Raw genomic sequence first — 25,174 nt, 5'->3', positions numbered from 1 at the left:
GCTTGGGCCGCTACCCGTCTGGTAAGATCCTGGCAGAAGGCGAGCTAGGGGTTCCGCTGGCCCCACTCCCCGCCGGGATCCCCTCTGAGCTACTGCAGCGCCGCCACGACCTGCGGGCTGCCAGTTTTCGCCTGGCCGCCGCCGATAAACGGGTATTTGCCGCCTACCGCGAGCGCTTCCCCAGCCTGCGACTAACAGCTAGCGGCGGCAGCCAAAGCGAGCAGCTCGGCGAGCTGTTAGATGGCGAGTCGCTGCTTTGGAGCCTGTTCGCCGGTATTACCGCACCGCTATTCGATGCTGGAGCCCTACAAAGCCAGCAGCAGGCTGAGCAAGCCTTGGCCGCCAGCCTTGATCAAGCCTATCAGCAGGCTGTACTCAATAGCTTTGCCGAGGTGGAGCAGGCGCTGAGCAAGGAGCCGTTGTTGCAAAGCAGTGGCCAGCTGCTGGATGCCGCCGCCCGCGATTCGGAGTTGGCTGCCGGTTTGGCCTTTGAAAACTACCAGCTAGGTTTGGTCAACTACATCACGGTGTTGGAGTCACAGCGCCGCGCCTTTGATGCGCGCAGTGCCGCCTTAAGCGCGCTCAACCAGCAAGTGCAGAACCGCTTGCAGCTCTATCAAGCGCTGGGCGGTGGCCTCGAGACATCGCTGCCGCTTCGCCCCGATTCATTACCAGATGGGGCATTACCTGATTTAGAGACTCCATTCCCTGCCACAGAGGAGACAAACAATGGCTAAGCTGTGGCGCATTGCCCTGCCGATACTGATACTGCTGGCGGCCTATTGGATAAGCCAATACCTACAGCAGCAAAGCCCACAAGCCCAACGCCGCAGTGAGCCAGAGAAACCCAGCCTACTGGTGGATGTGCAAACCCTCGAGTCGCAGAGCTACCAGCTGATGCTCACCAGCTATGGTAATGTTCAGGCTCATACCCAACTCACCCTAACCGCCGAAGTGGCCGGGACCATCACCTACTTGTCGGAAAACTTCCGCGAGGGCAGTTACTTTGAGCAAGGCGAGTTACTGGCACGCATCGACCCGGCGGATTATCAAAACGCGGTCACCATCGCCCGCTCCGAGCTAAGCCAACAGCAGCTGGCTCTGGCCGAAGAGCAGGCCCGCGCCGCCCAAGCCGAGCGAGATTGGCAACGGCTGGGCGATCAGCAGCCAGCCAACGCGCTGGTGTTAAGAAAACCCCAACAAGCCGCGCAACAAGCGGCAGTGGCCTCCGCCAAGGCGCGTCTGGCACAGGCAGAACGCGACCTGCAGCGCACCGAGATCCGCGCCCCCTTTGCTGGCCGAGTTCTCGACAAGCAGGTCGAGCTCAATCAATACGTGAACCGCGGCGAAGCGCTAGCCAGCAGCTTTGCGGTGGACTACCTCGAGGTGCGCTTGCCGCTAAGCCTCGAACAACAGCAACAGGTTACCATCCCCGAGCAGTTCCGCGCGCAGACGCATGCCAGCGAGCCGGCCAAGGTGGAGATTATCGCCCGCCTAGGTGAGCAGCAATTTCAGTGGCCAGCCACGCTGGTACGCAGCGAAGCCGTATTAGACAGCCGTTCACGCCAGCTGTATGTGCTGGCGCAGATCGATGATCCCTATGGCCCCGCGTTTAGTCAGCAGCCCAGCTTGAAGCTGGGCCAGTTTGTCGAAGCGCAGATATACGGCAAGCAACTCGAGGAGGTGTATATCATCCCCCACACCAGCCTCTATCCCAATCAGCAGGTGTTGGTATTCCACGATGGCCAGGTCAGTTACCGCAAAGTAGCATTGCTCTGGCAAGACCCCGAGCACTATGTGGTACGCGGCGAACTGCAAGCCGGCGATCAGCTGGTAACCACCCCATTGGGACAAGTGCTTGAGGGCAGCCGCGCCCAGTTGAGGGCTAACTAATGCATGGCCTGATCGCATGGTTCACCCGCAACCCGGTTGCCGCTAACCTGCTGATGGTATTGATCCTGATTGGTGGTTGGTTCTCGGTGCAAACCCGCCTGCCACTGGAGGTGTTCCCGGAGTTTGAGCTCGATCAGGTCAACGTGAGTATTGCCCTACCGGGTGCCAGCCCAGAAGAAGCCGAGAAAGGCCTAGCGATCCGCATCGAAGAGGCGATCAGCGATTTAGAAGGCATCAAGCAGCTCAGCTCGGTATCCCGCGAGGGCGCCGCCCGAGTCAGCGCCGAGATCTACCCAAGCTACGATACCCGCGACCTGATGGCCGATATTAAGTCTCGGGTCGATGCCATCTCTACCTTCCCCGGTGACGCCGAGCGCCCGGTGGTGAGCCTGACCCAGCGACAACGGGAAACCATCAGCCTGGCCATCTACGGCGCATTGGAAGACTGGCAGCTACGCCAACTGGCCGAGCAGGTGCGCGACGAACTGCAACAGCTTCCGCAGATCACTCAAGTGGAACTCGATGGCGTCGCCGACTATGAGATCTCCATTGAGGTCGACGAGGCGACCCTGCGCGAGTACGGCCTGCAGATGGAGCAGCTGGCTAATCAATTGCAACAAGGCTCATTGGAGCTTTCCGCGGGCTCGCTGCGCACCCGCGAAGGCGAGATCATGCTGCGCACCAAAGGACAGGCCTATACCGGCGAAGACTTCGCGCAGTTATTGGTAGTCAGCGACCAAGGCGGCAGCCGGGTGCGCTTGGGCGATATCGCCACCATCAAGGATGGCTTTGAGGAAGACCCCATCAACACCCGCTTTAATGGCGAGCCAGCGATCTTATTGGAGGTGTATCGGGTCGGCCAGCAAAGTGCCATCGAGGTGGCCAATGCGGTCAAAGACTACATCGTAGTCAAGCAAGGCCAGCTACCACAAGGCATTGAGCTGGCCTACTGGCGGGATCGTTCCAAGATTGTGAAGGCCCGCCTCAACACCCTAAAAAACTCGGCAATACAAGGCTGCCTGCTGGTGATTCTGCTGCTGGCACTGTTTCTGCGCCCGGCGGTTGCGCTATGGGTCTGCCTAGGGATCCCGCTGAGCTTTATGGGTGGCCTTATCCTAATGCCCCAGCTTGGCGTCACCCTCAACATCATCTCGCTATTTGCCTTTATTATGGTGCTGGGTATCGTTGTGGATGATGCCATCGTCACCGGCGAGAACGTCTACTCACGGCTAAATCGCGGCGAGCCGCCACTTGAAGCCGCGATTAAAGGCACCCAAGAGGTGGCCGTGCCAGTGACCTTTGGGGTGCTCACCACCATCGCGGCATTTATTCCGCTGATGATGATTGAAGGGGTCAGGGGCAAGATTTTCTCGCAGATCCCATTGGTGGTGATCCCGGTACTGCTGTTCTCCTTGGTCGAATCCAAGTTGATCCTGCCCGCCCACCTACGCCATGTGCGGATTAACCCCCAGCCCGGTCGCCTTGCCCGTATCCAACAAGGCATCGCCAACGGCTTGGAGCGATTTATCTCGAAGGTGTATCGGCCTAGCTTGGATTTCTGCCTTCATCGCCGCTACCTGACGCTATCAATGGCGCTGGCAATCCTGTTGATTGTCACCACCTTGGCTACCTCTGGTTGGGTGCGCTTTGTGTTCTTCCCGCGTATCCCCAGCGAGACCGCGCGCGCCTCCTTGGTGATGCCCGCAGGCACCAGCTTTGAACTGACCGATGACTACGTGCAGCGGATCTTACACGCTGCCCAACAGCTGCAGCAGCGCCATCAAGACCCCGACACGGGCGAGAGCGTAATCCTGAATATTTTGGCCACCACCGGCTCAGGGGGCGGTAGCGGCAGTGCGGAAACCCATCGGGGCCGCGTGGTGTTTGAGATTGAGCCGCCGGAGACCCGCGCTAACCCGATCACCAGCCAGCAACTGGTACAGCAATGGCGTGAGCTGATCGGCCCGTTGCCGGGGGTGGAGAGTCTGAGTTTTCGGGCTGAGATCGGCCGCGGCGGATCGCCCTTGGATGTGCAGCTAGCCAGCAATGATTTTGCCGCCATGGCGCGCTTTGCCGAGCAGGTCAAACTTAAGCTGGCGGAGTTCCCAACGGTATTCGACATCGAAGACAGCCTGAGCAAGGGCAAGCGAGAGCTGCAGCTCACCCTAACACCAATGGGCGAAGCGCTCGGCTTAAGCCTGAGCAGCCTCACCTCGCAGGTGCGCAGTGCCTTTTATGGCTATCAGGTACAGCGTATCCAACGCGGCCGCGAGGACTTGCGGGTCTACCTGCGTTACCCCGCCGAGCAGCGCCGCTCGCTGGCAAATCTGAACAGCTTACTGATCCGCACCAGCGAGGGCGGCGACGTACCGTTTAGCCAGGTTGCCGCACTGATTCCCTCGCAAAGCCCGCTCACCATTAATCGCTTGGATCGCCAACGCACCCAAAATATCCGTGCCGATCTGGACAAGCAAAGCGCCAATATCGAATCGATTAAGCAAGAGCTGGTTACTTGGCTAGGCCAACAACAGCAGGCGTTTCCACAAGTAAGTTTCTCACTGGAAGGGGAAGCCAAGGAGCAGCGCGAGTCTTTCGGTAGCCTGCAACTGGGGCTGATCTTCGTGCTATTTGTGGTCTATAGCCTGCTGGCGATACCCTTTCGCAGCTATTGGCAGCCGCTGATCGTTATGTCAGTGATCCCCTTTGGCTGCATCGGTGCGATTCTCGGCCATATGTTGATGGGGATGTCGCTCAGCATTATGAGCATGATGGGTATGCTGGCCTTAGTGGGTGTGGTGGTGAACGACAGCTTGGTGTTGGTGGACTACGTGAATCGGCAGCGTGCGCAAGGTGTAGCCCTGCAACAAGCAGTGAGCCAAGCAGGCAGCGCTCGTTTTCGGGCGGTGATGCTCACCTCGCTGACCACCTTTGCCGGATTGATGCCGCTGATCTTTGAAAAAAGCACCCAAGCACAGTTCTTGATACCGATGGCGGTATCTTTGGGCTTTGGCATCTTGTTCGCCACCTTGATTACCTTGTTGCTGGTACCGGTCAACTACCTATTGCTGGAAGATGCCAAGGCTTTGTTTGCTAAGCTAAAGCCCGCTTAGGCTGGTGTGCCACTGAGGCTCTCTTTCACCTTTTCGCCGACACTGGCTAAGGCATCACTCAAGCCATCGGTTTGCAGCTCGATCTGATTGCACAAACTCGCAGGTAGGTTATTCACCAGCAAGTTCGGTGCTACCCCGGCAACCAAGGCGTGGTGTACGAAGATCGCTAAGCGGATCAGCACTGCGTAGGTCGATACCGGCTTGTGGCCCAGAGGGTTTAATTGCTGCTCGATGGCCGAGACAATCACTGGCGCAAACTGCCAGCGCTTCGCCAGCTCTCCGCCAATCTCCGAGTAATCCAACCCCAGCACTTGCCGTTGGGCGACCACCCGGGTCTCGCCCTGCTCCATACTCAGCTCAATCAAGCCCGCTTGTTCGGGCGCTGCGCTGACGATCATCAACTCGCCAATGCTATGCAACATACCGCAGGTAAAGGCGACATCTGGGCTGGCATCGCAGAACTCCGCCAAGGTCTGGCTCAGCAGTGCAACGTACATTGCCTGCTCCCAGTACTGTTGGTGATTGAAGTGTTGGCCGGGGTTCACGGTACTCAGGCTGGCGGCCACTACCAGAGATCGCACTCGGCTTAGACCTAAGCGGATCACGGCAGCATCGATGGAGTCTAGTTGGCTCTGGCCACGGAAGGCCGCGGAGTTGGCCATCTTCAGGACATTAGCACTAAGCACCTGATCTTTAGCAAGTTTGCTAGCAAGTTCCGGTAACTCGAGGAGGTCACTATCGAGCGACGATAGCAGTTCCTGCATGATGGCAGGCATTACCGGCAAGGCCTTAGCGCGGGTGAATAAAATTTGCAGATCCACAAGGGTATCCTTCTTCCGTGAAGAACTCCCTTACAGTAAATGCGATCTAGGCAATCAGTGCAACGTTGCGAGGAGCATCCTGATGAATGATGTGATCCAGCTGCTGCATCATCAATTCATGCCAGGCAAACGAACGTTGATGTTCACTGGCGGTCTTGCTCAGCGAACTCACCAAGAAGGCGCGCATGAAGTCGTAGATGTAGCGAGCCCCTTCGTGCAGCTTGCTGGTATCCCAGTCGCAGCCACTGTCGCGCATCACTTTCTCGATGATCTCTTCAAGGCGCTCACGGTGCCACGCTTCCAGATCGGCGAAATCTGCGTCTTTAGAGAACAGTTCAGTCATCTGCACCAGCAATACGTAAGTATCGGGGAGCGCCCGTACCTCGTGGTGGATAACCCGGTTGAAACTGACAATGCTAAACGCTTGCTCGGCTACCACCGCTTCTTCCACCGACATCTGTACTTTGTCGTACCAACGGCGGGCGACAGCAAAGAAGATCGACTCTTTGTTTTTAAAGAAACGGTAGAGCGACGCGATATCGATATCGGCGCGCTCAGCAATCAGATTGGTGTTCACCGCCGACAGGCCCTTCTCTTCGATCAGGACTGCGGTGGTATCTAAAATTTTGTCCAATAACCTGCGGGTACGGGCTTGGCTCGGCTCCTTCCGCAAGGCTAAGTGCGGCGGAACAGGAAATGCCGTCATACTTTACCTCAAATATTTATCACAGCGACAACATAGCCACTTCGACCAACTACAGCAACAACTGGTTCCTTAAAATTTTATATATTGGTGAGGTTTTCGCAAATTGTATAAATTTCACTCAGCAGGCAACGATCTTTTTTACTCGACAAGTTCGCTACTTCGCGCAACAATGCAGCCAAATAAGTGCATAATTACGCAAAACAACAACACAACGATTCAGGAAGATGAGCTCTAGAAGTCAAACAGACGATCTGGTGAGCTGGTTTCGCCAGTCAGCACCCTATATTAACGCTCACCGCGGTAAGACCTTTGTGTTGATGCTCAGCGGCGAAGCGATAAATTCTAGTAATTTCACTAATATCATTCAAGATATCGCGCTTTTAAAAACCTTGGGAGTGAAATTGATCTTGGTTTGCGGAGCAAGACCGCAGATTTCACAGAAACTGGAAGAACAGAACCTTCACTGCGAGTTCTATCAGCAGCAGCGCATCACCGATATCCACACCCTCAAGCTGATCAAACAGGCGGTTGGTGAGATCCAGATCGATATCGAAGCCCAGCTTTCCATGGGCCTGGTTAACTCGCCGCTTCATCAAGCCGATATCAGCGTTATCCGTGGCAACTTCGTGGTGTCGCAGCCGATCGGTGTCGACAACGGAGTGGACTTTCAACACACTGGCAAGGTACGCCGGATTAACCACCAAGCCTTGCAGGCCCAGCTTGAACAGGGCCAGATCGTGATGCTATCGCCGCTAGCAGTATCCGTCACTGGCGAGCTGTTTAACATCTCCACCGAGGACATTGCCAGCGAAGTCGCGGTCGCACTCAAAGCCGACAAGGTCATCTACTTCGGCCCTCACAGCGGCTTATACGATGAGCAAGGCAAGCTACTCAGTGAGCTGCTGCCAGAGCAAGCCCGCCAACTGGCCCATTGTGAGAAAAACGGCGAAGATTCCCAGCGCTTTTTGCGCTCGGCCTTAGACTGCTGTGAGCGAGGAGTCGATCGCTGCCACTTGGTTAGCTACGAGCGTGATGGCGCGCTGCTACAAGAGCTCTATACCCGCGACGGTAGCGGCACCCAGTTGGTGCAGCATAGCTACGAGCGGGTACGCGACGCCAACCTGGAAGATATCAATGGCATTATCGAGTTGATCCGCCCCTTGGAAGAACAAGGCGTGTTGGTCAGGCGCTCCCGCGACCAGCTGGAGATGGAGATCGATCGCTTCACCATCGTCGAGCGGGATGGGATGATCATCGGCTGTGCGGCGCTATATAGCTTTCGCGAAGACAATATTGGCGAGCTGGCATGTTTGGTCTCTCACCCCCACTATCGTCAGGCAAGCCGTGGTGATGTGTTGTTGAGAACGATTATTCGTAAAGCCAAAGTACAAGGGCTACAGCGGCTGTTTGTGCTAACCACCAAGAGCATTCACTGGTTCCGCGAGCGAGGCTTTGCCCCGGCTGAACTGGATCAGCTGCCACAAGAGAAGCAAGCGATGTATAACCTGCAGCGCCGCTCTAAGATCTTGTTGATGGACATTTAGCTCGTTGGTAATAATGCGAGCATAAAAAAGGTCGCCGATGGCGACCTTTTTTCTAGGCAGTGGTTTGCAACAACTTAGAAGTTGTAGCGAGCACCCAGTACTAGTTGATCTTCGCCGCCATCGATTTGCTCGAATACGTAAGAACCAACTACACGGAAGGCTTTGTTGAAGTCGTAACGTAGTTCAAGAGCGAACTGGTCGGTCTCGTCGTACTTAGCAGCGCCAGTTGGGTCGTTTTGCTGGTAAGCATAAACACCAACTACGCGAGCTTTACCGAACTTGTATTGAGCAGAGATTTCGTATGCATCGAAATCAGTGTCTTTGTCGCCGTCTGCACCTTCACCAGTTACGTATACGCCGCCGATGTAGAAGTTCTCGATTGAGTAACCCGCACCGAAAGTGAACGCGTCAGCAGAGCCAGCACCGCGGCCCAGGTCGTTACCCATGTAACCCAGACCCAGGTCAAGACCGAAGTCGAAACCGTAAACAGCAGACAGACCGTAGCCGTCAGTGTCTTTGTCAGAGTTCATGGTGTAGTGAGCAGTTACAGCCAGCGCGTCGAAATCACCAGCGTAAGTCAGGGTGTTTTGGATCTCGTCACCGTTACCGTCGATGATACCGATGTGGTTACCAGAGTGGTAAGACGCGATATCAGAGATGTCAGCGATAGGAGTGAACGCACCATCTTGTTGACCGTAGGTGAAAGAACCGATAGCGGTACCCAGACCAGCGTACAGCTCTTTAGTCTTAACAGTCTGATCGCTGCCGTCTTTGATTTCCATTTGGTAGTGACCGATACCAGTCAGGCTGTCGGTGATTTGAGTCTTACCAGAGAAAGCAACACGGAAACGGCTCTCATCAGAGAAGTTAGACTTGTCTTCGTCGTTACGGTCTTGGAACTTCATGCGAGGCTCAACACGACCACCGATTTTCAGGCTAGTAGTGCCATCATCGTATACAGAAGCTGCATTTACGCCGCCAGTAGTAGCAGCTGCGATTGCCAGAGCAATAACACTTAACTTTTTCATTATGTTTGTCCTTAACACTGTTTCAGTCAATTGGAATGTGACGCAAGTCATGCTATTCGCGCCATGTGACATTTACATGTCATCAACATGAAATCTAGGTGACAGGGGAACTTTTACGTCAAACGCTAAACAACTAATAATTAAGCACTATAAAGAAATCTTTACGCTTTTGACTTGAAGCTAAATAGGAAGGAATGTTGCAAAGATGTGCCAAAACATAGCCCGAGACTATGACAAAATGATGACAGAAGATATTTCAGTAACAATATGAAGGGGATAGAGAAAGGTAGGTGACACTGCGCAGCACGCCGAACAGTCCAACGTCAGTAAAATGATACAGCGAATACCAAGGCAGGCATTAGTTAACTAAGCCTGCCTTAGTCCTAAATAGGTAGCAGGTTAAGATCTTAGATCGCCTTAAACTGATTGGAAATCACATCATAGTGATAGCCAATGGTTTCCAGCCGGCGTGATAACAGGCTCTGTTCCACCCCAAAGGTCAAAGCCAAGTCTTCCAGACTATGACACTCCAAACGCAGCTTCTCGTTGACGATCCCAAGCAAGATGCTTGCTTCAAGGTTCAGCACATAACTCGCGTCCATAAGGCCCCCTTAGCTAGCTCGGCACAATTATTAATAGCGATTGAGACGATCAGCTTAGCCAAGATTATTGGGTATCAAGGAAAAGCTGCTTTGAGACTACTCGCTAAACTGTAGACCTAGCTTTACTGCTTTATCTGTGCCCAAGTTCACTGTTTGACTCTGAAGCCTAGTATTTCGCGCTCAGCGCGCACAAAAAAGCCCGATTGATACCGGGCTTATAAATGGAGGATGGTTTTGACTAAGGAGTCTTAGAAGTCGAACTTCTCACGCATCAGCGCTTCAAACTCGGTGCAGCCGCCCACGTGCTTCTCATCAACAAAGATCTGAGGAACAGTTTCTACTGGCTTGCCTACGGTTTTTTCTAGATCAGCCTTGCTGATACCTTCGGCGTGGATATCCACATAGCGGAACTTGTAGTCTTCGTTGGCTTCAGAAAGCTGCTCGGCGATCTGCTTAGCGCGTACACAATAAGGACAACCTGGACGACCAAAAATAACTGCAAACATGATGTAACTCCTTGGATAACGTTGCTAGTACTTTACTTGCTAAGCCCCACTTCCCCAAATTGTTATTTTCATTAGCTTCGATAGCCATCAGCTATCAGTCGGTGCCGCCACTAAGAACTGGCCCCGCTTGCAGCTTGGCTGCCATGGATATAACAGCGAATACCGCCAGACCCATCAAGCCAAATACCAAGGTCATACCGTGCACGGACGGCTCTATCATTCGGTGCACGCCACCAATCACCGACGCGGTGATCGACATCTGCAGACAGCCCATTAAAGCCGACGCGGTGCCGGCCTGACGATGATAATGGCTAAACAAGCCGGTCTGGGAGATGGGGTAGATCATGCCAACACTCAAGCTAATCGCAATCATTGCAATCAGTACCCACGCCAGTAAATCCCCGGCCAAAAGCAGGATCAGCGCAGCACTCACCGGCACGCTTGCTGCCAGTAATAAGGTTTTCAGCTCGCCCAATGGCCCCAGTAAGCGCCGGTTCACAGCCCCGCCCAATGCCAGACCCACCGCCGGAATCATCATCAGCGCGCCCGACAGCTCCACCCCCAAGCCAAAGTCATGCTGAAGCACGAAGGGCACCGAGGTAATCATGTACATCAATCCCACGCTGGATATCCAGGCGAAACTGGAATAGCGGATAAAGGGAGCCTCACTCAGTAGCTTCTGATACTGGCTAAGTACCGGCCTTAATTTGAGCTGGCCATCGGCTGCGGTGTGGGTTTCTGGAAGCCACAAGCCGGCAATCACCAGCAAGCTAAAGCAGCTCAGCCCCACCACGGCAAACAGCGCCTGCCAGCCGAAATGTGCGGTGATAAAGCCACCGGCAAGCGGCGCAATCACCGGCACTACTGAGGCGGCCATGCCCAATAAGGCAAAACTGTTGCTTAATCGGCTTCCCCGATAGCTATCGCTCAACAGACAGCGCGCTAGGATCTGATTACTGCCCGCACCCAGTCCTTGAACAAATACCCCTAAGCTCAACAGTTGCAGCGAACCGATACCGAGTAAGCCGATAAGGTTTCCCAGTAAAAAGATAGACTGCCCCAACCAGAATGCGCGACGACGGCCATAGGCATCCGCCAGCGGCCCATAAATTAGTTGGGAGAAGCCCAAGCCAAGCATGAAATTGACCACCAGCTGCTGCACTTGGTGTTCAGCAACCGCATAAAATTCAGCCATCACCGGCAGCGCCGGCCCCAATAAACTATTGGTCAGCTGTGAGCCCGCAATAAACGCGATGGAAAAGACGAGAGGCAACAGATTCTTATTCATACCCCATTCTATCGCTTTGCGGTATTCTGATAATCAGGCACTAAAGAAAATTATTATTTCTTAAGGGGAAACATGGATTGGTATAACGCGGTCGATACCTATATCGAGCTGGTTGAGCAGCAGAGCTTTGTGAAAACAGCGGAGCGGCTCGGCCTGACCACTTCCGCCTGCAGCAAACGCATCAACTGGCTGGAACAGCAGCTCGGTTGCCAGCTACTGATCCGCAGTACCCGCCGGATCCGCGTAACCGAACGCGGCGAGCATTTCTACAAACACAGTAAACAGTGGCTACAGCAGTTTCGCCAACTCAAGGACAGCTTGAATGACCAAAGCCAAGGCTTGAAAGGCTTACTGACTATCGGTGCCACTTCGGTCACCACCAAGCTGATATTGGTTCCGGCACTGCGGGGATTTCTCGAGCAACACCCACAGGTTCAGGTCAAACTGCTGGATGTGGAGCCCAACGATGCGCCCGACTTATCGGTCGATCTGACCGTGATTAAGGAGTTGGAAGATTGGCAAAGCGCCAGCTTTAAGGCCGCCCGATTGTTTGATTACTCAGTGAGGCTCTATGCCAGTCCCGAGTTTATTCAGCGCCACGGGCCGATAGAGGACGTGAATCAACTGCAACAGCTTCCGATATTGCTGGCCAAAGGGCAGCTCGACAACGGCGGTGTCATGCTCAGTGATGGTACCTTGCTTAATCAGCAGCCTCAGGTGGTGTGCGAATCACCCGCAGGGATTATTGAAGCCGCCATCCAGGGCATGGGGATCATCCTCATCTCCGAAGAGGCTATCCAACGCGATCTGCAGCAGGCACGCTTACAAGCGATTATGCCCCAGTTGCGCTCTGAAACACGGGCATTGATGGCCTATTACCCCAACCATCATCTAGAAAACCCCTTGGTGAAGAGCTTTTTGCTGGCGCTGCGCCAACATTGTGACGGGATGTTTAAGCCTATATAAACAAAACCGCCTGCGATTGCAGGCGGTACTCTGAGCAAAAACAGTGAGCTTCAAGTAGTAACTGAGGGGGCTACTCGCAAGCTTCAGCTTCGTTGTCTTTCTCTTCTACGTCTAACTCGTCATTGGTGATGGGTAGGCGAACAAAAAAGCCCTTACCAGTTGCGTAACAACGCATTGTCGGCTGTTCTTCTTGACTCATAATAATCTCCTTATCTGTGCAGCAGGAAGCAATCTCTGCTTGTTATCCGCTGCCAATTTCAGGCTAGAACTTGAATAAAAATTCCGCAAGCCTGAGTCCGTGACTTCGCTTAGATTTATCTAATCAGTTTGATCTTGCTCAGTTTCGAGTCAGATAAGTTACGTTTTTTTCGGTGAAATGTGAAGTGAAAAGTATATCTTCTGTCTTTTAGGTCACAAACAAAACAACATAACCTTTATTTATCAATAACTTACACCTTCCAGAGATCAACTGAAAATCAGCTATTTTTCGTAAAAGATCAGTCTTAATTCACCTGCGTTACAGCTCAACAAGCCCCGAAAAAACAAGCGCTTAGAAATAGTTTTGGAGAAAAAACAAAAGAGGCAATGAATATTTATTCACTGCCTCTTTTAAACCGCCAACCTTATCGGCGGCGTCGTACCATCTGCTTTATGTCTCGCACCACCCACATTAGAATCGCAGCGCCCGAGATACTAGGACCAAAGCGAAGGTAGGCATCCATATAACCTGTAAAGAAACTTGCGATAGGAAGTGCGACAACCAATAGCAGGGCCAACAGCACATAGCCCAGCATGAAACACCTTAATTCACTTATCTAGTTATCGAAACAAACAGCCCGAAAGCCAACGGCAACAGTATATACTGAAACCCTAAGCAAAGAAGACTCACCGCGCGCATTTTACCTTCCGTAAGGCTCGATGCAATCTACTCAAAGTAGGTGCGAAGCTGCAGCTTCACATCGCCATTACGTCTTAACGAGGTTTCCACTTGGGTAAAACAGTAACTGCATAGTTGTTTCATCGGCATATATAGCCGCGACTTGATACCGGAACTACGCGCTTTAAAGCTGAGGTTTGGATTGACCTGCCAGCTAAGGCTGCCTCTAAAGTTGCGCTTCCACGACGAGCTCTGTTGATATTCGATGGCAATGCCCGAGCGTTGCACTACATTTCTCTGGCCCTCGCTTGAGATGCTGGAACGAAAAGCCAACACCGCAGGGCCTGGGCTCTGACTAACGCCGCGGGCCAAGGCTTTCGGCGACACCTTTACATCAAACAACAGGCTGGCACCGGCCGAACAACTCACAAAACTCAATATCAAAACTAATGTTCTAAGGATCATAGACACCTCCAAAAAATTGCACTTAGACAGGGTCGTTCTATGTCTTCCTTAATCCGTGTTGATTGCAGTTTGCAATTAACACTTCCTTAACATGAGTATAAGCAATCCTGGGGCCAATTCTTCAAACAGCGCCATTTCTGCGAGCCTGCGCCCAGTTGGCGCGGGCTAAGCGCCCAAGCAACAATGTAACCCATTGTTAACATAAGAGGTTTTACCATTGCGATAAAGCGGCTAAATGTCACTTTTGCTATTGACCTTTAGCTCTGAGTTCTCTTACATAGCCATCACAGGGTTAAAAAACCAGCAACTTGAGCAGTAATCGCACTATGGAACGCCGTTAAGACAAATACCTACAACTAGCAGGAACAGACTATGCAAATTGGAATACCCAAGGAGAGCGTCACTAACGAGGCCCGGGTAGCTGCAACTCCCGCAACCGTGGCGCAGTTACAAAAGCTTGGCTTTGACGTAATGGTAGAAACAGGCGCAGGCAGCGCCGCCAATTTTCTGGACGAGGCATATCAAGAGGCCGGTGCAAGCCTTGGTAGCCAGGCACAAACCTTTGCCTCCGACGTTGTTTTTAAGATCAACGCGCCAAGCAGCGAAGAGCTGGAGCTCACCAGCAGCGGCACCACCATCGCCAGCTTTGCCTGGCCCGCACAAAACCCCGAGCTGCTCGAGCAGTGTAAGGATAAAGGCATCAACCTACTCGCCATGGACATGGTCCCGCGGATCTCGCGCGCCCAGTCGCTGGATGCCCGCTCCTCACTATCGAACGTGGATGGCTATCGCGCGGTTATCGAAGCAGCCAACCACTTTGGGCGCTTCTTTACCGGACAGATCACCGCAGCCGGTAAGGTTCCCCCGGCGAAGGTTTTGATTATCGGTGCCGGTGTTGCCGGCTTGGCCGCCATCGGCGCAGCAGGTAGCTTGGGCGCGATTGTCCGCGCCTTCGATACCCGCCCCGAGGTAAAAGAGCAGATCAACTCCATGGGCGCTGAGTTCTTAGAGCTGGACTACGAAGAGGAAGATACCGGACCCGGTGACGGCTACGCCAAAGAGATGAGCCAGGCCTTTATCGATGCCGAGATGGCCTTGTTCCGCGAGCAGGCCAAAGATGTCGATATCATCATCACCACAGCGCTTATTCCCGGTAAGCCGGCACCGAAGCTGATTCTGGCCGATATGGTGGAGCTGATGAAGCCGGGCAGCGTGATTGTCGACCTAGCGGCAGCCACTGGTGGCAACTGCGAGCTCACCGATCCTGGCGAGATCGTGGTGAAGCATGATGTCACCTTGATCGGCCTTACCGATCTGTCTAACCGCCTGCCCGCCCAAGCCAGTCAACTTTATGGCACTAACTTGGTCAACTTGTTCAAGTTGCTGACCCCTAACAAAGATGGCCAAGTCGATATCGATTTCGAGGACGAGGTTATCCGCGGCGTAACGGCGGTTAAAGATGGCGAAATCACCTTTCCGCCGCCGCCGATTCAAGTCAGCGCCCAGCCACAAGCAGCACCCGCTCCCGAGCCCGCCCCCGTGGAAGAGCCGAAACCGGTCAAGCCATGGCTCAAACCGGCCTTGGCTGCCGGTGGTGCGCTGCTGTTTGGTTGGATCGCCCACAACGCCCCCACCGAGTTTTTGCAGTTGTTCAGCATCTTCGTGCTGGCCTGTGTGGTCGGTTACTACGTGGTGTGGAACGTCACCCATGCGCTACACACCCCGCTAATGAGTGTAACCAATGCCATCAGTGGCATCATCGTACTCGGCGCACTGGTACAGATGACCACCCAAGCCTCAGGCATCGTGCTGTTCCTTTCGGGAATCGCGATTTTGATTGCCACCATTAACATTGTCGGTGGCTTCACGGTTACCCAACGGATGCTGAAAATGTTCCGTAAAGACGAGCAGTAAGGAGAGCGAACATGTCACAGGGAATTGTAACTGCAGCCTACTTGATCGCTGCTCTGCTATTTATCCTTAGTCTGGCGGGCCTAAGCCGCCAAGACACCGCACAACGCGGCAATATCTTCGGCATCGTGGGTATGGCACTGGCGATCATCGCCACCCTCGCCAGCTCCCAAGTCAGCGGCGGTAGCTGGATCATCACTCTGGCGATGGCCGTCGGTGCCGCCATCGGGGTACGAGTCGCGCTGCGCGTAGAGATGACCGAGATGCCTGAGCTGGTCGCCATGCTGCACAGCTTTGTGGGGATGGCCGCAGTACTAGTAGGCTTCTCCAGCGCCATCGAGCACGCACCCATGTTTGGCGCCGCCAAAACCATCCACGACGTGGAAGTGTACTTGGGTATCTTTATTGGTGCGGTGACCTTCACCGGCTCGATTGTGGCGTTCGGTAAGCTACGCGGCGTGATTAAATCGGCGGCGAAAGGCCTGCCCGGTGGCCACCAGCTCAATCTGGCGATGATTATCGTCTCGCTGCTGCTCGGCGCGATCTATATGTCGACGGGCGGAGTTTGGGCGCTAGTGCTGATGGCCTTGATTGCCTTTGTGTTTGGCTACAACCTGGTGGCTGCCATTGGTGGTGCCGATATGCCAGTGGTGGTATCGATGCTCAACTCCTACTCCGGTTGGGCGGCTGCGGCTTCGGGCTTTATGCTGAGCAACGAGCTGCTGATTATCACCGGTGCGCTAGTGGGTAGCTCAGGTGCCATCCTTTCCTACATTATGTGTAAGGCGATGAACCGCTCGTTTATCAGCGTGATCCTCGGTGGCTTTGGCGCCGAAGGCGGCACGGTGGTGAGCGATGGCGAACAAGGCGAGCACACCGAGGTACAAACAGAAGACGTAGCCGAGATGCTCAAAGCCGCTAATGAAGTGATTATCGCCCCGGGCTACGGTATGGCAGTTGCCCAAGCCCAGTATCCGGTGGCCGATATTACCAAGAAGCTGCGCGAGAAAGGCGTGAATGTGCGCTTCGCTATTCACCCGGTGGCAGGGCGTTTGCCCGGCCATATGAACGTGCTGCTCGCCGAAGCCAAGGTGCCCTACGACATCGTGTTCGAGATGGACGAGATCAATGACGATTTCAGCGATGCCGACGTGGTGCTGGTTATCGGCGCTAACGACACGGTGAACCCAGCTGCCAAAGAGCCCGGAAGCCCAATTGCAGGTATGCCCGTGCTGGAGGTGTGGAATGCCAAGAATGTAGTAGTGTTTAAACGCTCCATGGCCACCGGCTATGCCGGGGTGCAAAATCCGCTGTTCTTCAAAGAGAACACCGACATGCTGTTTGGCGATGCCAAGGCCTCGGTGGATAACATCCTCAAAGCCATCTAGTTCGATAGTTTTAGGCAGTAAAAAGCCGGCGTCAGCCGGCTTTCTTTTGCATGGCCAACCCGCTACTGCAGTGGCAACTCAACCCGGTTACGTCCCTTTGCTTTGGCCTTGTACAGTAGGTCGTCCGCGCGGTTAATCGTGTCTTCCCAGCCATCATCCTCAAGCCGCGAGAAATCGCCACCGATACTGGTAGTAAAACGAATAAGCTGCCCTTGATGGCGCACCGCCATCCCTTCCGCCACCGCGCGTAACTTCTCTGCCAAGATGCTCAAGCCAGCGTCATCGATATTGGTGGCCAGCAAGATAAACTCTTCCCCGCCCCAGCGGGCAAACACATCGCTTTTACGTATCGAGTGGTCGACTTCTTCTACAAAGCCCTTAAGGATCGCATCGCCCGCACTGTGGCCATAGGTATCATTGATCGACTTGAAGTTATCCAGATCGAGCAGCAGTACAGCAAACGGCATACCGCCACGTTTCATCTTGTGAAACTCCAAACTAACCGCCTCAGAAAACGCCCGTCGCGACAGTGCTCCGGTCATTGAATCGGTGGTGGCCAACAGCTTAAGTTTTTCTTTTTGCAGGTTATTGCTGCGGATCCATAAGCGAATACCGAACAGCAGCACCACAAAACCGATGACTTGGAACAGGTCTTCAAACAGCGAAGTGACAAAGCCCGGCTGTTGGTAGACCTCATCGAGCACGTCCACGCTGAGTGAAATCAGCAATAACAAGAACGCAATCCGTAGCAAATTGAGGGTACCGCGGGTGAGATTGAGCTGAGACAGGTTCAACAAGATAAACAACACCACCAAGCTGATACAGCCTTCCGCCAGGATGCTGGCAACATCGAACTCCAGATGAACAGGAAACAGGGAGTAATGAAGCACACCGATGGTAACCAGTACCAACAAATAGAATGCGCTGTATTTATTCAGTAACACTAGAGCTCCGGTTATTTCGCGTAAAACTTGCTTTCATTCTGGCACAAAAAAGCCGACCCAAGGTCGGCTCAGTGAATTACCACATCAAATCATCTGGGATCTGATAATCTGCGTAAGGGTCATCTTCATCCACCTGCTCGCTGGCAGGGTCGTACAGCACCACAATCGCTTCTGGCGCGCGCTGGGCAACCTTCTCGGCCACCACTTTGGCCAACACGAAATACTTGCCTTCTGATACTGCAATGGCCAAGCGGCCATCGATCACATCTTGGCGATGCTTGGCGTTAAGATCGAGGTTTTTCACCACGCTATCGTGGGTGAAGTTGTAGGTGATGTCACCGCCACTGATATCGATGGCATTAGTGGTGATCAATTGTTTCACCTGCGCGGCAATGGCCTTGTCTTGGGCTTCCTGGTTACGCTGCTGGTTGAGGGCCTGATCGCGCTGCAACTGTTCTTCGCGCTGAGCCTGAGTGGCTGCTTGCACTTCACGGCGCATAGTGCGGCCCTTTTTCGCTTGCTTCTTGGCCTTTTGCGCCTTCTTCTGGCTAACCAGGCCAGCCTTCATCATTTGTTCTTGCAGTGACAACTTTGCCATGTGATCCCCCTAAATCGAATGGGCTAATGATACGTGAAGCCAACAGCGGGGTGAATAGTTGTCATTGACCTTCCGCTTCGCCGAAGCGTAACGAAACCGCGCTATCTTGGGGGTAGCCACTTAGGTCGATGGCCTCACCCGCCACAGTTAGTTCAATCTCGTTGAGCTCAGAGAAAAACAGCTGCACCGGATGGCGCACCTGCCATTGACGCAAATCGCCCATGCCCAGCCAGCCGTCAAACACCACCTCTTGCTTGGCGTCAATAATCATCAGCTTGGCGCGGTCATCCGCTGCTACTTCAATATTGGTCAACTCACCGGGTAGCGGGGCCTGCTCTTTTGCCACCTGATAAAAGGTGATGGTGGAGCCTTGCCAGTCTACCGGCAGGTTAATGCTAGGGGGATACACCACCACCGGCGGGTAGGGCCGCCCACCAGGGCGATTGGGCCGACCCGGACGCTCGATCGGCTGTTCAGGCCTTGGGATCTCGATGGGATGTTCAGGTTTTGGGCGCTCAATGGGCTGTTCAATCTGCGGCCCCGAGGAGGCCATTGCTACACAACTCAGTAATGCGCTACTGAACAGGCCAAGGCGGATAAAACACTGTGATTTCATAGATCCTCCACATCGTCGATCTTCGCTGATCCTAGCAAAATCCATGCACTATACCCGAACAATCTCAAGATGCAGGATTCAGAGGTTGTGCGGGTATAAAGAGCCAAAATTCTGACGATGAATCGCGCAACCACGCTATAAATTGCTGAAAACTCATATATACTGCCGATACCTGTGTAAATTTACAGTGGCTATTAGCAGCAAGCGACGTGGACCCGAATAAGCTCGACATCACCACCTTAAAAGGCGTGGGCGCAAAACTGGCGGAGCGCCTGCACAAACTCGACATCCATAGCGTCGGGGACCTGCTGCTACACCTGCCACTACGCTACGAGGATCGCACTCGGCTCTGGCCGATTGGCGACCTACTCAATGGCCTGCATGTCAGCGTGCAGGGCGAGATCAGCAAGGTCGATGTGCTACAAGGGCGCAAGCGCATGCTAGTCTGCCGGATTAGCGATGCCAGCGGTGCCATTACCCTGCGTTTCTTCCACTTCAGTAATGCCCAGCGCCAGGCCATGCAAAACGGCCTGATGATGCGCTGTTTTGGCGAGGTCAAACGCGGCAACCACGGCTGGGAGATGATCCACCCGGAATACCAGATCAGCCAAGCGGGCCAAGCGGTGCAGGTGGAAGAGCAACTAACCCCGGTCTATCCCACCACCGAAGGGTTAAAGCAGTTGAGCCTGCGTAAACTCAGCGAGCAGGCTCTGGATATGCTGCGCCGCTACCCAATGAAAGAGCTGCTCCCAGAGGCGCTTCGCCCCCACCGCCTTGAGCTCAGTGAAGCTATTGGTGAACTACATCGCCCAAATGCAGCCACCGAACACGCCAGTTTTGAGCTGGGCCAACACCCGGCTCAGCAGCGACTGGCCATCGAAGAGTTGGCCGCCCATCAGCTAAGTATGCTCAAGCTGCGGCAAAGCCAGCATCAGCTGCCCGCGCAAGCGCTGCCACCCTGCCCCAAGCTCACCCAAGCCTTACTGGCCAGCCTACCGTTTGAGCCCACCAAGGCACAGCAGCGAGTGGTGGCAGAGATAGAACAAGACCTGCAACAGCCCCACGCGATGATGCGACTGGTGCAGGGCGATGTGGGCAGCGGAAAAACATTAGTGGCGGTATTGGCGGCCCTGCAAGCGCTGGGTAACCAGCTACAGGTGGCGTTAATGGCCCCCACCGAGATCTTAGCCGAGCAACATGCCGCAAACTTCCGCCAATGGCTGGAGCCCTTAGGCATCGGCGTTGAGTGGCTGGCGGGCAAGCAAAAGGCCAGCGAGCGAAAACTGGCGCTGGAGCGGATTGCCAGTGGTGAAGCCCAGATGGTAGTCGGCACCCATGCCATCTTCCAAGACCAAGTGAGCTTTGCCAGGCTGGCACTGGTAATCATCGATGAGCAGCACCGCTTTGGCGTCCACCAAAGGATGGCCTTGCGCGATAAAGGGGTCGACCACAGCCTGCCGCATCAACTGATCATGACTGCCACGCCCATCCCGCGCACCTTGGCAATGACTGCCTACGCCGACTTATCGCTGTCGATAATCGATGAACTGCCGCCCGGGCGTACACCTATCACCACCGTTGCCCTGCCCGATACCCGTCGCGATCAAGTTGTTGAGCGAGTCCGCCAGGCCTGCGTCAACGACAAGCGCCAGGTCTACTGGGTCTGTACCCTGATTGAAGAATCAGAGGTACTGCAATGCCAAGCCGCCGAGGATACCGCCGACGAGCTGCAAAAACGCCTGCCAGAGCTACGCATCGGCTTAGTACACGGGCGAATGAAAGCCCAAGAAAAGCAATGGGTGATGGAGCAGTTCAAACAAGGCGAACTAGACCTGCTGGTGGCTACCACGGTGATCGAAGTTGGGGTGGATGTCCCTAATGCCAGCCTGATGATTATCGAAAACCCCGAGCGGCTGGGGCTGGCGCAGCTGCATCAGCTACGCGGACGAGTCGGCCGGGGCAAGGTCGAAAGCCATTGCGTATTGCTCTACCACAGCCCACTCAGCAAAACTGCCCAGCAGCGACTGGCAGTGCTGCGTGAGAGCACTGATGGCTTTGTGATTGCCCAGCGCGACTTGGAGATCCGCGGCCCCGGCGAGGTATTAGGCACCAAACAAACCGGTGTTGCGGAGTTTAAAGTGGCCGATCTGCTACGCGACCAACAGCTACTGCCAGAGGCGCAGAATCTGGCTCGCCAGCTCCTGCAGCAGCATCCTGAAACCGTCGAACCACTGATCCAACGTTGGCTGGGCAACAAGCAACAGTTCGCTCAGGCCTAAGTTGCCGGTTGATAACTTCACGCTCAATAACCGTGCGTAGCCGCACAGTTACTGCGCAGGCCGCTGCCCTGCGCTAGCCAGCCCACCCCGTAACAGCATCGCTACATTGTGCTCACGCCCGCACCACAAGGCGTTTTCGAGTATTTCACAGACAGAACCTGAACAATTGGTCAGGTTTTTGCTTACCCCTACTAGATTGAGGCGGGGATACCTTCCCTGCCGCCTTGCCGAGCGAGGCCAGCAGTCTAAACAAGGAGGTTACATTGAGCGAGCACCCACACGGCGACACAGAGCTGGTGTACCAGCTAGAGGATCGTCCCCAACCGGCAGTTGCCCTTTATGCGGGTCTACAGCATGTACTCGCCAGCTTCGTTGGCATTATCACGCCGACCTTGATAATCGGCGGTGTGCTAGGTCTGGGCGACTACCTACCTTACCTGATCAGCATGGCGCTAATGGTCTCTGGCGTTGGCACCTTTATTCAGGCGCGCAGGTTTGGCCCAGTTGGCGCTGGCATGATCTGCGTGCAGGGCACCAGCTTTGCGTTCTTAAGTACCATCTTGGCCGCGGGCTTGCTGGTGAAAGGTAACGGCGGCACTCCTGAGCAGATGATGGCGATGCTGTTTGGCCTGTGTCTGGTTGGCGCGTTGGTAGAGATCGTCATCTCCCAGTTTATTGGCAAGCTACGCCGGGTGATCACCCCGCTGGTAACCGGTGTGGTCGTGACCACCATCGGCGTGTCGCTGATCAAGGTCGGCATGACCGACCTCGCGGGCGGCTTCAACTCGCCTACCTTGGGCCATTGGCAAAACCTGCTGGTCGGCGGCACCGTGTTAATCACCGTTATCGCCTTTAACCGCTCCAAGCACCCGATGCTACGCATCTCGTCCATTTTAATTGGCATCCTGACCGGCTACCTACTGGCCAGCGCCATGGGCATGGTCAGCCTTGAAGGCAAGCTGAACCAGCCGCTGATCAGCGTGCCTATTCCCTTTCGCTTCGGCTTTGATTTCGATTGGGGGCTATTTGTACCGGTGGCACTGATTTACGCCATCACCGCCATCGAGACTGCTGGCGACATTACTGCGAACTGCATGGTCACCAAACAGCCCGTTGAAGGGGAGAGCTATCTGCAGCGGGTTAAGCGCGGCATCTTGGGTGATGGCATCAACTCGATGCTGGCTGCGGTGTTTACCACCTTTCCCAACACCACCTTTAGTCAGAACAACAGCGTGATTCAGATAACCGGCATCGCCAGTCGCTATATCGGCTACTACATTGCGCTGATTCTGGTGTTGCTGGGGCTGTTTCCCATCGTTGGTGCGCTGCTATCGACCATTCCCAAGCCAGTGATTGGCGGCGCTACACTGGTCATGTTCGGTACCGTCGCGGCGGCGGGGATCAAGATTATTGCTCAGGAACGTTTGGACAGGCACAAACTGATGATTATGGCGGTGTCGTTTGGTACGGGCTTGGGGGTCATGATGGTACCGGAAGTGCTCAAACAGGCGCCCTCCATTGTGCAAAGTATCTTCAGCTCGCCAGTAACCACCAGTGGGATCACCGCCGTGGTGATGACGCTACTGTTTACGCCAGCACCATCGCCAGCCAAGCAAGAACGCGCGGCGATGGCTCAGGCGGAAGCCAACTAAGTTAAAAGCTTTGATGAACGCGAGGGCGGGCCAAGGCTCGCCTTAGTCGCGGCGCCAGATATCACGCAACACCATGTGGGTGCGTACCATCACCATCTTTTCCATCTGCTCGAGAATGACCCGGATTTCATCGAGCCGGGCCATGCTCTCAACTTCTACATAGAGGATCATATCCACCTGCCCGCTAATTGCGCAGCAGCGTTTGACCTCGGGAATGGCGCGGATCTGCTCGGCGTAAGCATCGCAGTTATGCTCGCGGTAGTGCAGCTCCAGATAGGCACATAAGGTGGCTGCAGTACTGCCAAGGCGCGCATGGTAGCCTTGGATAATGCCTTGCTCTTCCAAGTGCTTAAGTCGATCGGCAGTGGCCGAGCGCGATAGATTGATCTGACGGGCAAGCTCGCTCACCGACTGGCGCGCGTCTTCAACCAGTAAGCTAATGATTTGCCGATCAAATTTGTCCATCTCAAGTCCTTCCTTCACACTCTATGCACGAGTGTACTGGTTATTTGCGATTAGGCAAAATCGCTACACTCGCTGCAAAATCTCAATGGGCGCGCAGCCAAAGCCAACCCGCCGTCAATTCGTCGCTGGCTTCCGTGAATTTCACGGGGAAATCCGCCACTCTCACTCGTGCTTAGTCCCCAGCATTAGCAGTAGACTGTGGACCTAACTCCCGCCTTTAGCTGTTATTAAGGACGATCAGCATGGACCGACTCAACCGCCAACTCGGCATCCCACAAGGGATTGCCTTGCTCACCACCTCCCTGTTGGGGACCGGGGTGTTCATTATTCCGGCCATCGTCGCCAGCATCGCTGGTGAATACTCACTTACCTCATGGCTATTGTTGGTGCTGTGTGTGCTACCTATCGCGTTTAGCTTTGCTGCGCTGGGCAAGCGCTACCCCCATGCGGGCGGGCCTGCACACTTGGCGGCGAAGGCCTTTGGTAAGAAGGCGGAACGCTTAACCGCGATCTTGTTTCTCACAGTACTACCGGTTGGCCTGCCTGCGGCGCTGGGTATCGCCAGTGGCTTCTGGCAGTCGCTGTTCGAGCTGCAATCCTGGCAGGTTCTACTAATTCAATTAGGTTCACTAGCACTGATGCTGCTGTTGGGCCTATCCGGCGCCAAAAAAGTTGGCCAGATCCAAGCGGTGATCGCGATTGCGATTGTCTCCGCCGTGGTGCTGCTTATCGGCCTTGAACCGCCCAGCCTGGCCCTGTGGTCGCCACCGGCCAATAGCGCGATTCTCGACGGCCAAGTGGCCTCGGCGCTGGGTGTGATGTTTTGGTGCTTTGTCGGGATTGAGGCCTTCACTCACCTAGGTGAAGAGTTCAAACGCCCAGAACGCGACTTCCCCATCGCCCTGATTTGCGGCGTGTTGTTGGCAGGAGGCGTGTACTACGCGGCGTCAGTCTTGGTGCTGCACCATCACAGCTATGGCGATGAGTTGGCCAACAGCCAATCTCTGCCGACCATCTTTGCAGCGCTGCTCGGCGACAAGGGCCTTTGGGTAGCCGCCGTAATTGGCTATCTGGCTTGCTTTGCCAGTATCAACATCTACGTGCAAGGCTTTGCCCGCTTGATTTGGAGCCTCAGCGATGAGCATAGCCACAGTCATCCATTGGCCAAGCTTACCAGCAACAAAGTGCCCGGCCGGGCCTTGTTGGTCGTGGTAGGCGCATCGATGCTCAGTGTTACTGTCACTCAATGGTGGTCACTACCGATTGAGCAGCTGATCCGCTATGCCAACGGCAACTTTGTGGTGGTGTATCTAATAAGTATGGCGGCGGGCGTAGTGCTACTAAACGGCCTGTGGCGGGTAGTTGCGGCGATCAGCACCGCGCTATGTGCACTGGTGCTGCTGGCGCTGGGGATGGATGCTAGCTATGCCCTTAGCCTTAGTGTGCTGGTGCTACTGGCGCAAAAGCTAGGCGCACGTCGACTTAGCCTGCAGCATTAATACGAACACTGGCAAA

At 54.6% G+C, this 25,174-nt stretch carries 22 protein-coding genes; 10 read left to right on the top strand and 12 right to left on the bottom strand.

Annotated features, from left to right (window positions below; translation table 11 throughout):
• Positions 1–2: 2 nt before the first annotated feature.
• The 3 genes from G461_RS26590 to G461_RS0102575 are packed head-to-tail and all read left to right on the top strand — an operon-like array spanning position 3 to position 5,003.
• Positions 3–737 carry a TolC family protein gene (locus G461_RS26590; protein WP_281171992.1) on the top strand — a complete coding sequence of 245 codons (735 nt, stop codon included), beginning with the start codon at positions 3–5 and terminating at the stop codon, positions 735–737.
• Positions 730–1,893, top strand: coding sequence for an efflux RND transporter periplasmic adaptor subunit (locus tag G461_RS23070; RefSeq protein ID WP_035479029.1), 1,164 nt, complete (start codon positions 730–732; stop codon positions 1,891–1,893). The genes G461_RS26590 and G461_RS23070 overlap by 8 nt, the downstream gene beginning before the upstream one ends.
• A complete protein-coding gene (locus G461_RS0102575; RefSeq protein WP_035479026.1) occupies positions 1,893–5,003 on the top strand; it encodes an efflux RND transporter permease subunit in 3,111 nt (1,036 codons plus the stop codon). The genes G461_RS23070 and G461_RS0102575 overlap by 1 nt, the downstream gene beginning before the upstream one ends.
• Here G461_RS0102575 and G461_RS0102570 read toward each other — a convergent pair.
• Together G461_RS0102570 and G461_RS25335 are read right to left on the bottom strand one after the other, a co-directional pair.
• Positions 5,000–5,824: an HDOD domain-containing protein gene (locus G461_RS0102570; protein ID WP_026970656.1), complete on the bottom strand. Its 825-nt coding sequence runs from the start codon at positions 5,822–5,824 to the stop codon at positions 5,000–5,002. The genes G461_RS0102575 and G461_RS0102570 overlap by 4 nt on opposite strands.
• A 46-nt stretch (positions 5,825–5,870) precedes the next feature.
• Positions 5,871–6,458 carry a TetR/AcrR family transcriptional regulator gene (locus tag G461_RS25335; RefSeq protein ID WP_026970655.1) on the bottom strand — a complete coding sequence of 196 codons (588 nt, stop codon included), beginning with the start codon at positions 6,456–6,458 and terminating at the stop codon, positions 5,871–5,873.
• A 296-nt stretch (positions 6,459–6,754) separates the two neighbouring features.
• Between G461_RS25335 and argA the strand changes: the two genes are divergently transcribed.
• Complete coding sequence (gene argA / locus G461_RS0102560; RefSeq protein ID WP_035479024.1) at positions 6,755–8,074, top strand: amino-acid N-acetyltransferase; 1,320 nt, start codon at positions 6,755–6,757, stop codon at positions 8,072–8,074.
• Positions 8,075–8,148: 74 nt separating this feature from the next.
• Here argA and G461_RS0102555 read toward each other — a convergent pair whose 3' ends face one another.
• The 4 genes from G461_RS0102555 to G461_RS0102540 all read right to left on the bottom strand — a co-directional run bounded on the left by G461_RS0102555 (position 8,149) and on the right by G461_RS0102540 (position 11,498).
• Positions 8,149–9,102, bottom strand: a complete 954-nt coding sequence (locus tag G461_RS0102555; RefSeq protein ID WP_026970653.1) for a porin — start codon at positions 9,100–9,102, stop codon at positions 8,149–8,151.
• Between the two features lie 407 nt (positions 9,103–9,509).
• Positions 9,510–9,704 carry a DUF4250 domain-containing protein gene (locus G461_RS0102550; RefSeq protein ID WP_026957535.1) on the bottom strand — a complete coding sequence of 65 codons (195 nt, stop codon included), beginning with the start codon at positions 9,702–9,704 and terminating at the stop codon, positions 9,510–9,512.
• Positions 9,705–9,952: 248 nt separating this feature from the next.
• Positions 9,953–10,210: a GrxA family glutaredoxin gene (locus tag G461_RS0102545; RefSeq protein ID WP_026957534.1), complete on the bottom strand. Its 258-nt coding sequence runs from the start codon at positions 10,208–10,210 to the stop codon at positions 9,953–9,955.
• A 94-nt stretch (positions 10,211–10,304) separates the two neighbouring features.
• Complete coding sequence (locus G461_RS0102540) at positions 10,305–11,498, bottom strand: MFS transporter (RefSeq protein ID WP_026970652.1); 1,194 nt, start codon at positions 11,496–11,498, stop codon at positions 10,305–10,307.
• Positions 11,499–11,570: 72 nt separating this feature from the next.
• Here G461_RS0102540 and G461_RS0102535 point away from each other — a divergent pair, with 72 nt between their 5' ends.
• Complete coding sequence (locus G461_RS0102535; protein WP_026970651.1) at positions 11,571–12,464, top strand: LysR family transcriptional regulator; 894 nt, start codon at positions 11,571–11,573, stop codon at positions 12,462–12,464.
• A gap of 70 nt (positions 12,465–12,534) precedes the next feature.
• Here G461_RS0102535 and G461_RS26475 read toward each other — a convergent pair whose 3' ends face one another.
• Together G461_RS26475 and G461_RS0102520 are read right to left on the bottom strand one after the other, a co-directional pair.
• Positions 12,535–12,663 carry a hypothetical protein gene (locus tag G461_RS26475; RefSeq protein ID WP_281171845.1) on the bottom strand — a complete coding sequence of 43 codons (129 nt, stop codon included), beginning with the start codon at positions 12,661–12,663 and terminating at the stop codon, positions 12,535–12,537.
• 726 nt (positions 12,664–13,389) lie between these two features.
• Positions 13,390–13,770 (bottom strand): hypothetical protein, encoded by a 381-nt coding sequence (locus G461_RS0102520; protein WP_157360217.1) that lies wholly within the window; start codon positions 13,768–13,770, stop codon positions 13,390–13,392.
• A gap of 408 nt (positions 13,771–14,178) precedes the next feature.
• On the opposite strand from G461_RS0102520, the gene G461_RS0102515 reads away from it, so the two are divergent.
• Positions 14,179–15,720 (top strand): Re/Si-specific NAD(P)(+) transhydrogenase subunit alpha, encoded by a 1,542-nt coding sequence (locus G461_RS0102515; RefSeq protein WP_026970649.1) that lies wholly within the window; start codon positions 14,179–14,181, stop codon positions 15,718–15,720.
• Between the two features lie 11 nt (positions 15,721–15,731).
• Positions 15,732–17,105: a Re/Si-specific NAD(P)(+) transhydrogenase subunit beta gene (gene pntB / locus G461_RS0102510; RefSeq protein ID WP_026970648.1), complete on the top strand. Its 1,374-nt coding sequence runs from the start codon at positions 15,732–15,734 to the stop codon at positions 17,103–17,105.
• Positions 17,106–17,167: 62 nt separating this feature from the next.
• On the opposite strand, the gene G461_RS23060 is transcribed toward pntB, so the two are convergent.
• From G461_RS23060 to G461_RS0102495, 3 genes are all read right to left on the bottom strand, one after another.
• Positions 17,168–18,049, bottom strand: coding sequence for a GGDEF domain-containing protein (locus G461_RS23060; protein WP_051333304.1), 882 nt, complete (start codon positions 18,047–18,049; stop codon positions 17,168–17,170).
• Between the two features lie 76 nt (positions 18,050–18,125).
• Positions 18,126–18,647 carry a DUF2058 domain-containing protein gene (locus G461_RS0102500; RefSeq protein WP_026970647.1) on the bottom strand — a complete coding sequence of 174 codons (522 nt, stop codon included), beginning with the start codon at positions 18,645–18,647 and terminating at the stop codon, positions 18,126–18,128.
• Between the two features lie 61 nt (positions 18,648–18,708).
• Positions 18,709–19,263, bottom strand: coding sequence for a RodZ domain-containing protein (locus G461_RS0102495; protein WP_026970646.1), 555 nt, complete (start codon positions 19,261–19,263; stop codon positions 18,709–18,711).
• A 209-nt stretch (positions 19,264–19,472) separates the two neighbouring features.
• Here G461_RS0102495 and recG point away from each other — a divergent pair, with 209 nt between their 5' ends.
• Positions 19,473–21,542 (top strand): ATP-dependent DNA helicase RecG, encoded by a 2,070-nt coding sequence (recG, locus tag G461_RS0102490; RefSeq protein WP_026970645.1) that lies wholly within the window; start codon positions 19,473–19,475, stop codon positions 21,540–21,542.
• Between the two features lie 263 nt (positions 21,543–21,805).
• Positions 21,806–23,194, top strand: coding sequence for a nucleobase:cation symporter-2 family protein (locus G461_RS0102485; protein WP_026970644.1), 1,389 nt, complete (start codon positions 21,806–21,808; stop codon positions 23,192–23,194).
• 42 nt (positions 23,195–23,236) lie between these two features.
• Here G461_RS0102485 and G461_RS0102480 read toward each other — a convergent pair whose 3' ends face one another.
• Complete coding sequence (locus tag G461_RS0102480) at positions 23,237–23,659, bottom strand: Lrp/AsnC family transcriptional regulator (RefSeq protein ID WP_026970643.1); 423 nt, start codon at positions 23,657–23,659, stop codon at positions 23,237–23,239.
• Between the two features lie 242 nt (positions 23,660–23,901).
• Between G461_RS0102480 and yjeH the strand changes: the two genes are divergently transcribed.
• A complete protein-coding gene (gene yjeH / locus G461_RS0102475) occupies positions 23,902–25,158 on the top strand; it encodes an L-methionine/branched-chain amino acid transporter (RefSeq protein WP_026970642.1) in 1,257 nt (418 codons plus the stop codon).
• Positions 25,159–25,174 lie beyond the last annotated feature (16 nt).

Origin of the sequence: Aliagarivorans marinus DSM 23064, from assembly GCF_000429485.1 — a bacterium.
GTDB lineage: Bacteria > Pseudomonadota > Gammaproteobacteria > Enterobacterales > Celerinatantimonadaceae > Aliagarivorans > Aliagarivorans marinus.
This window is presented reverse-complemented; position numbering and strand designations above follow the sequence as displayed.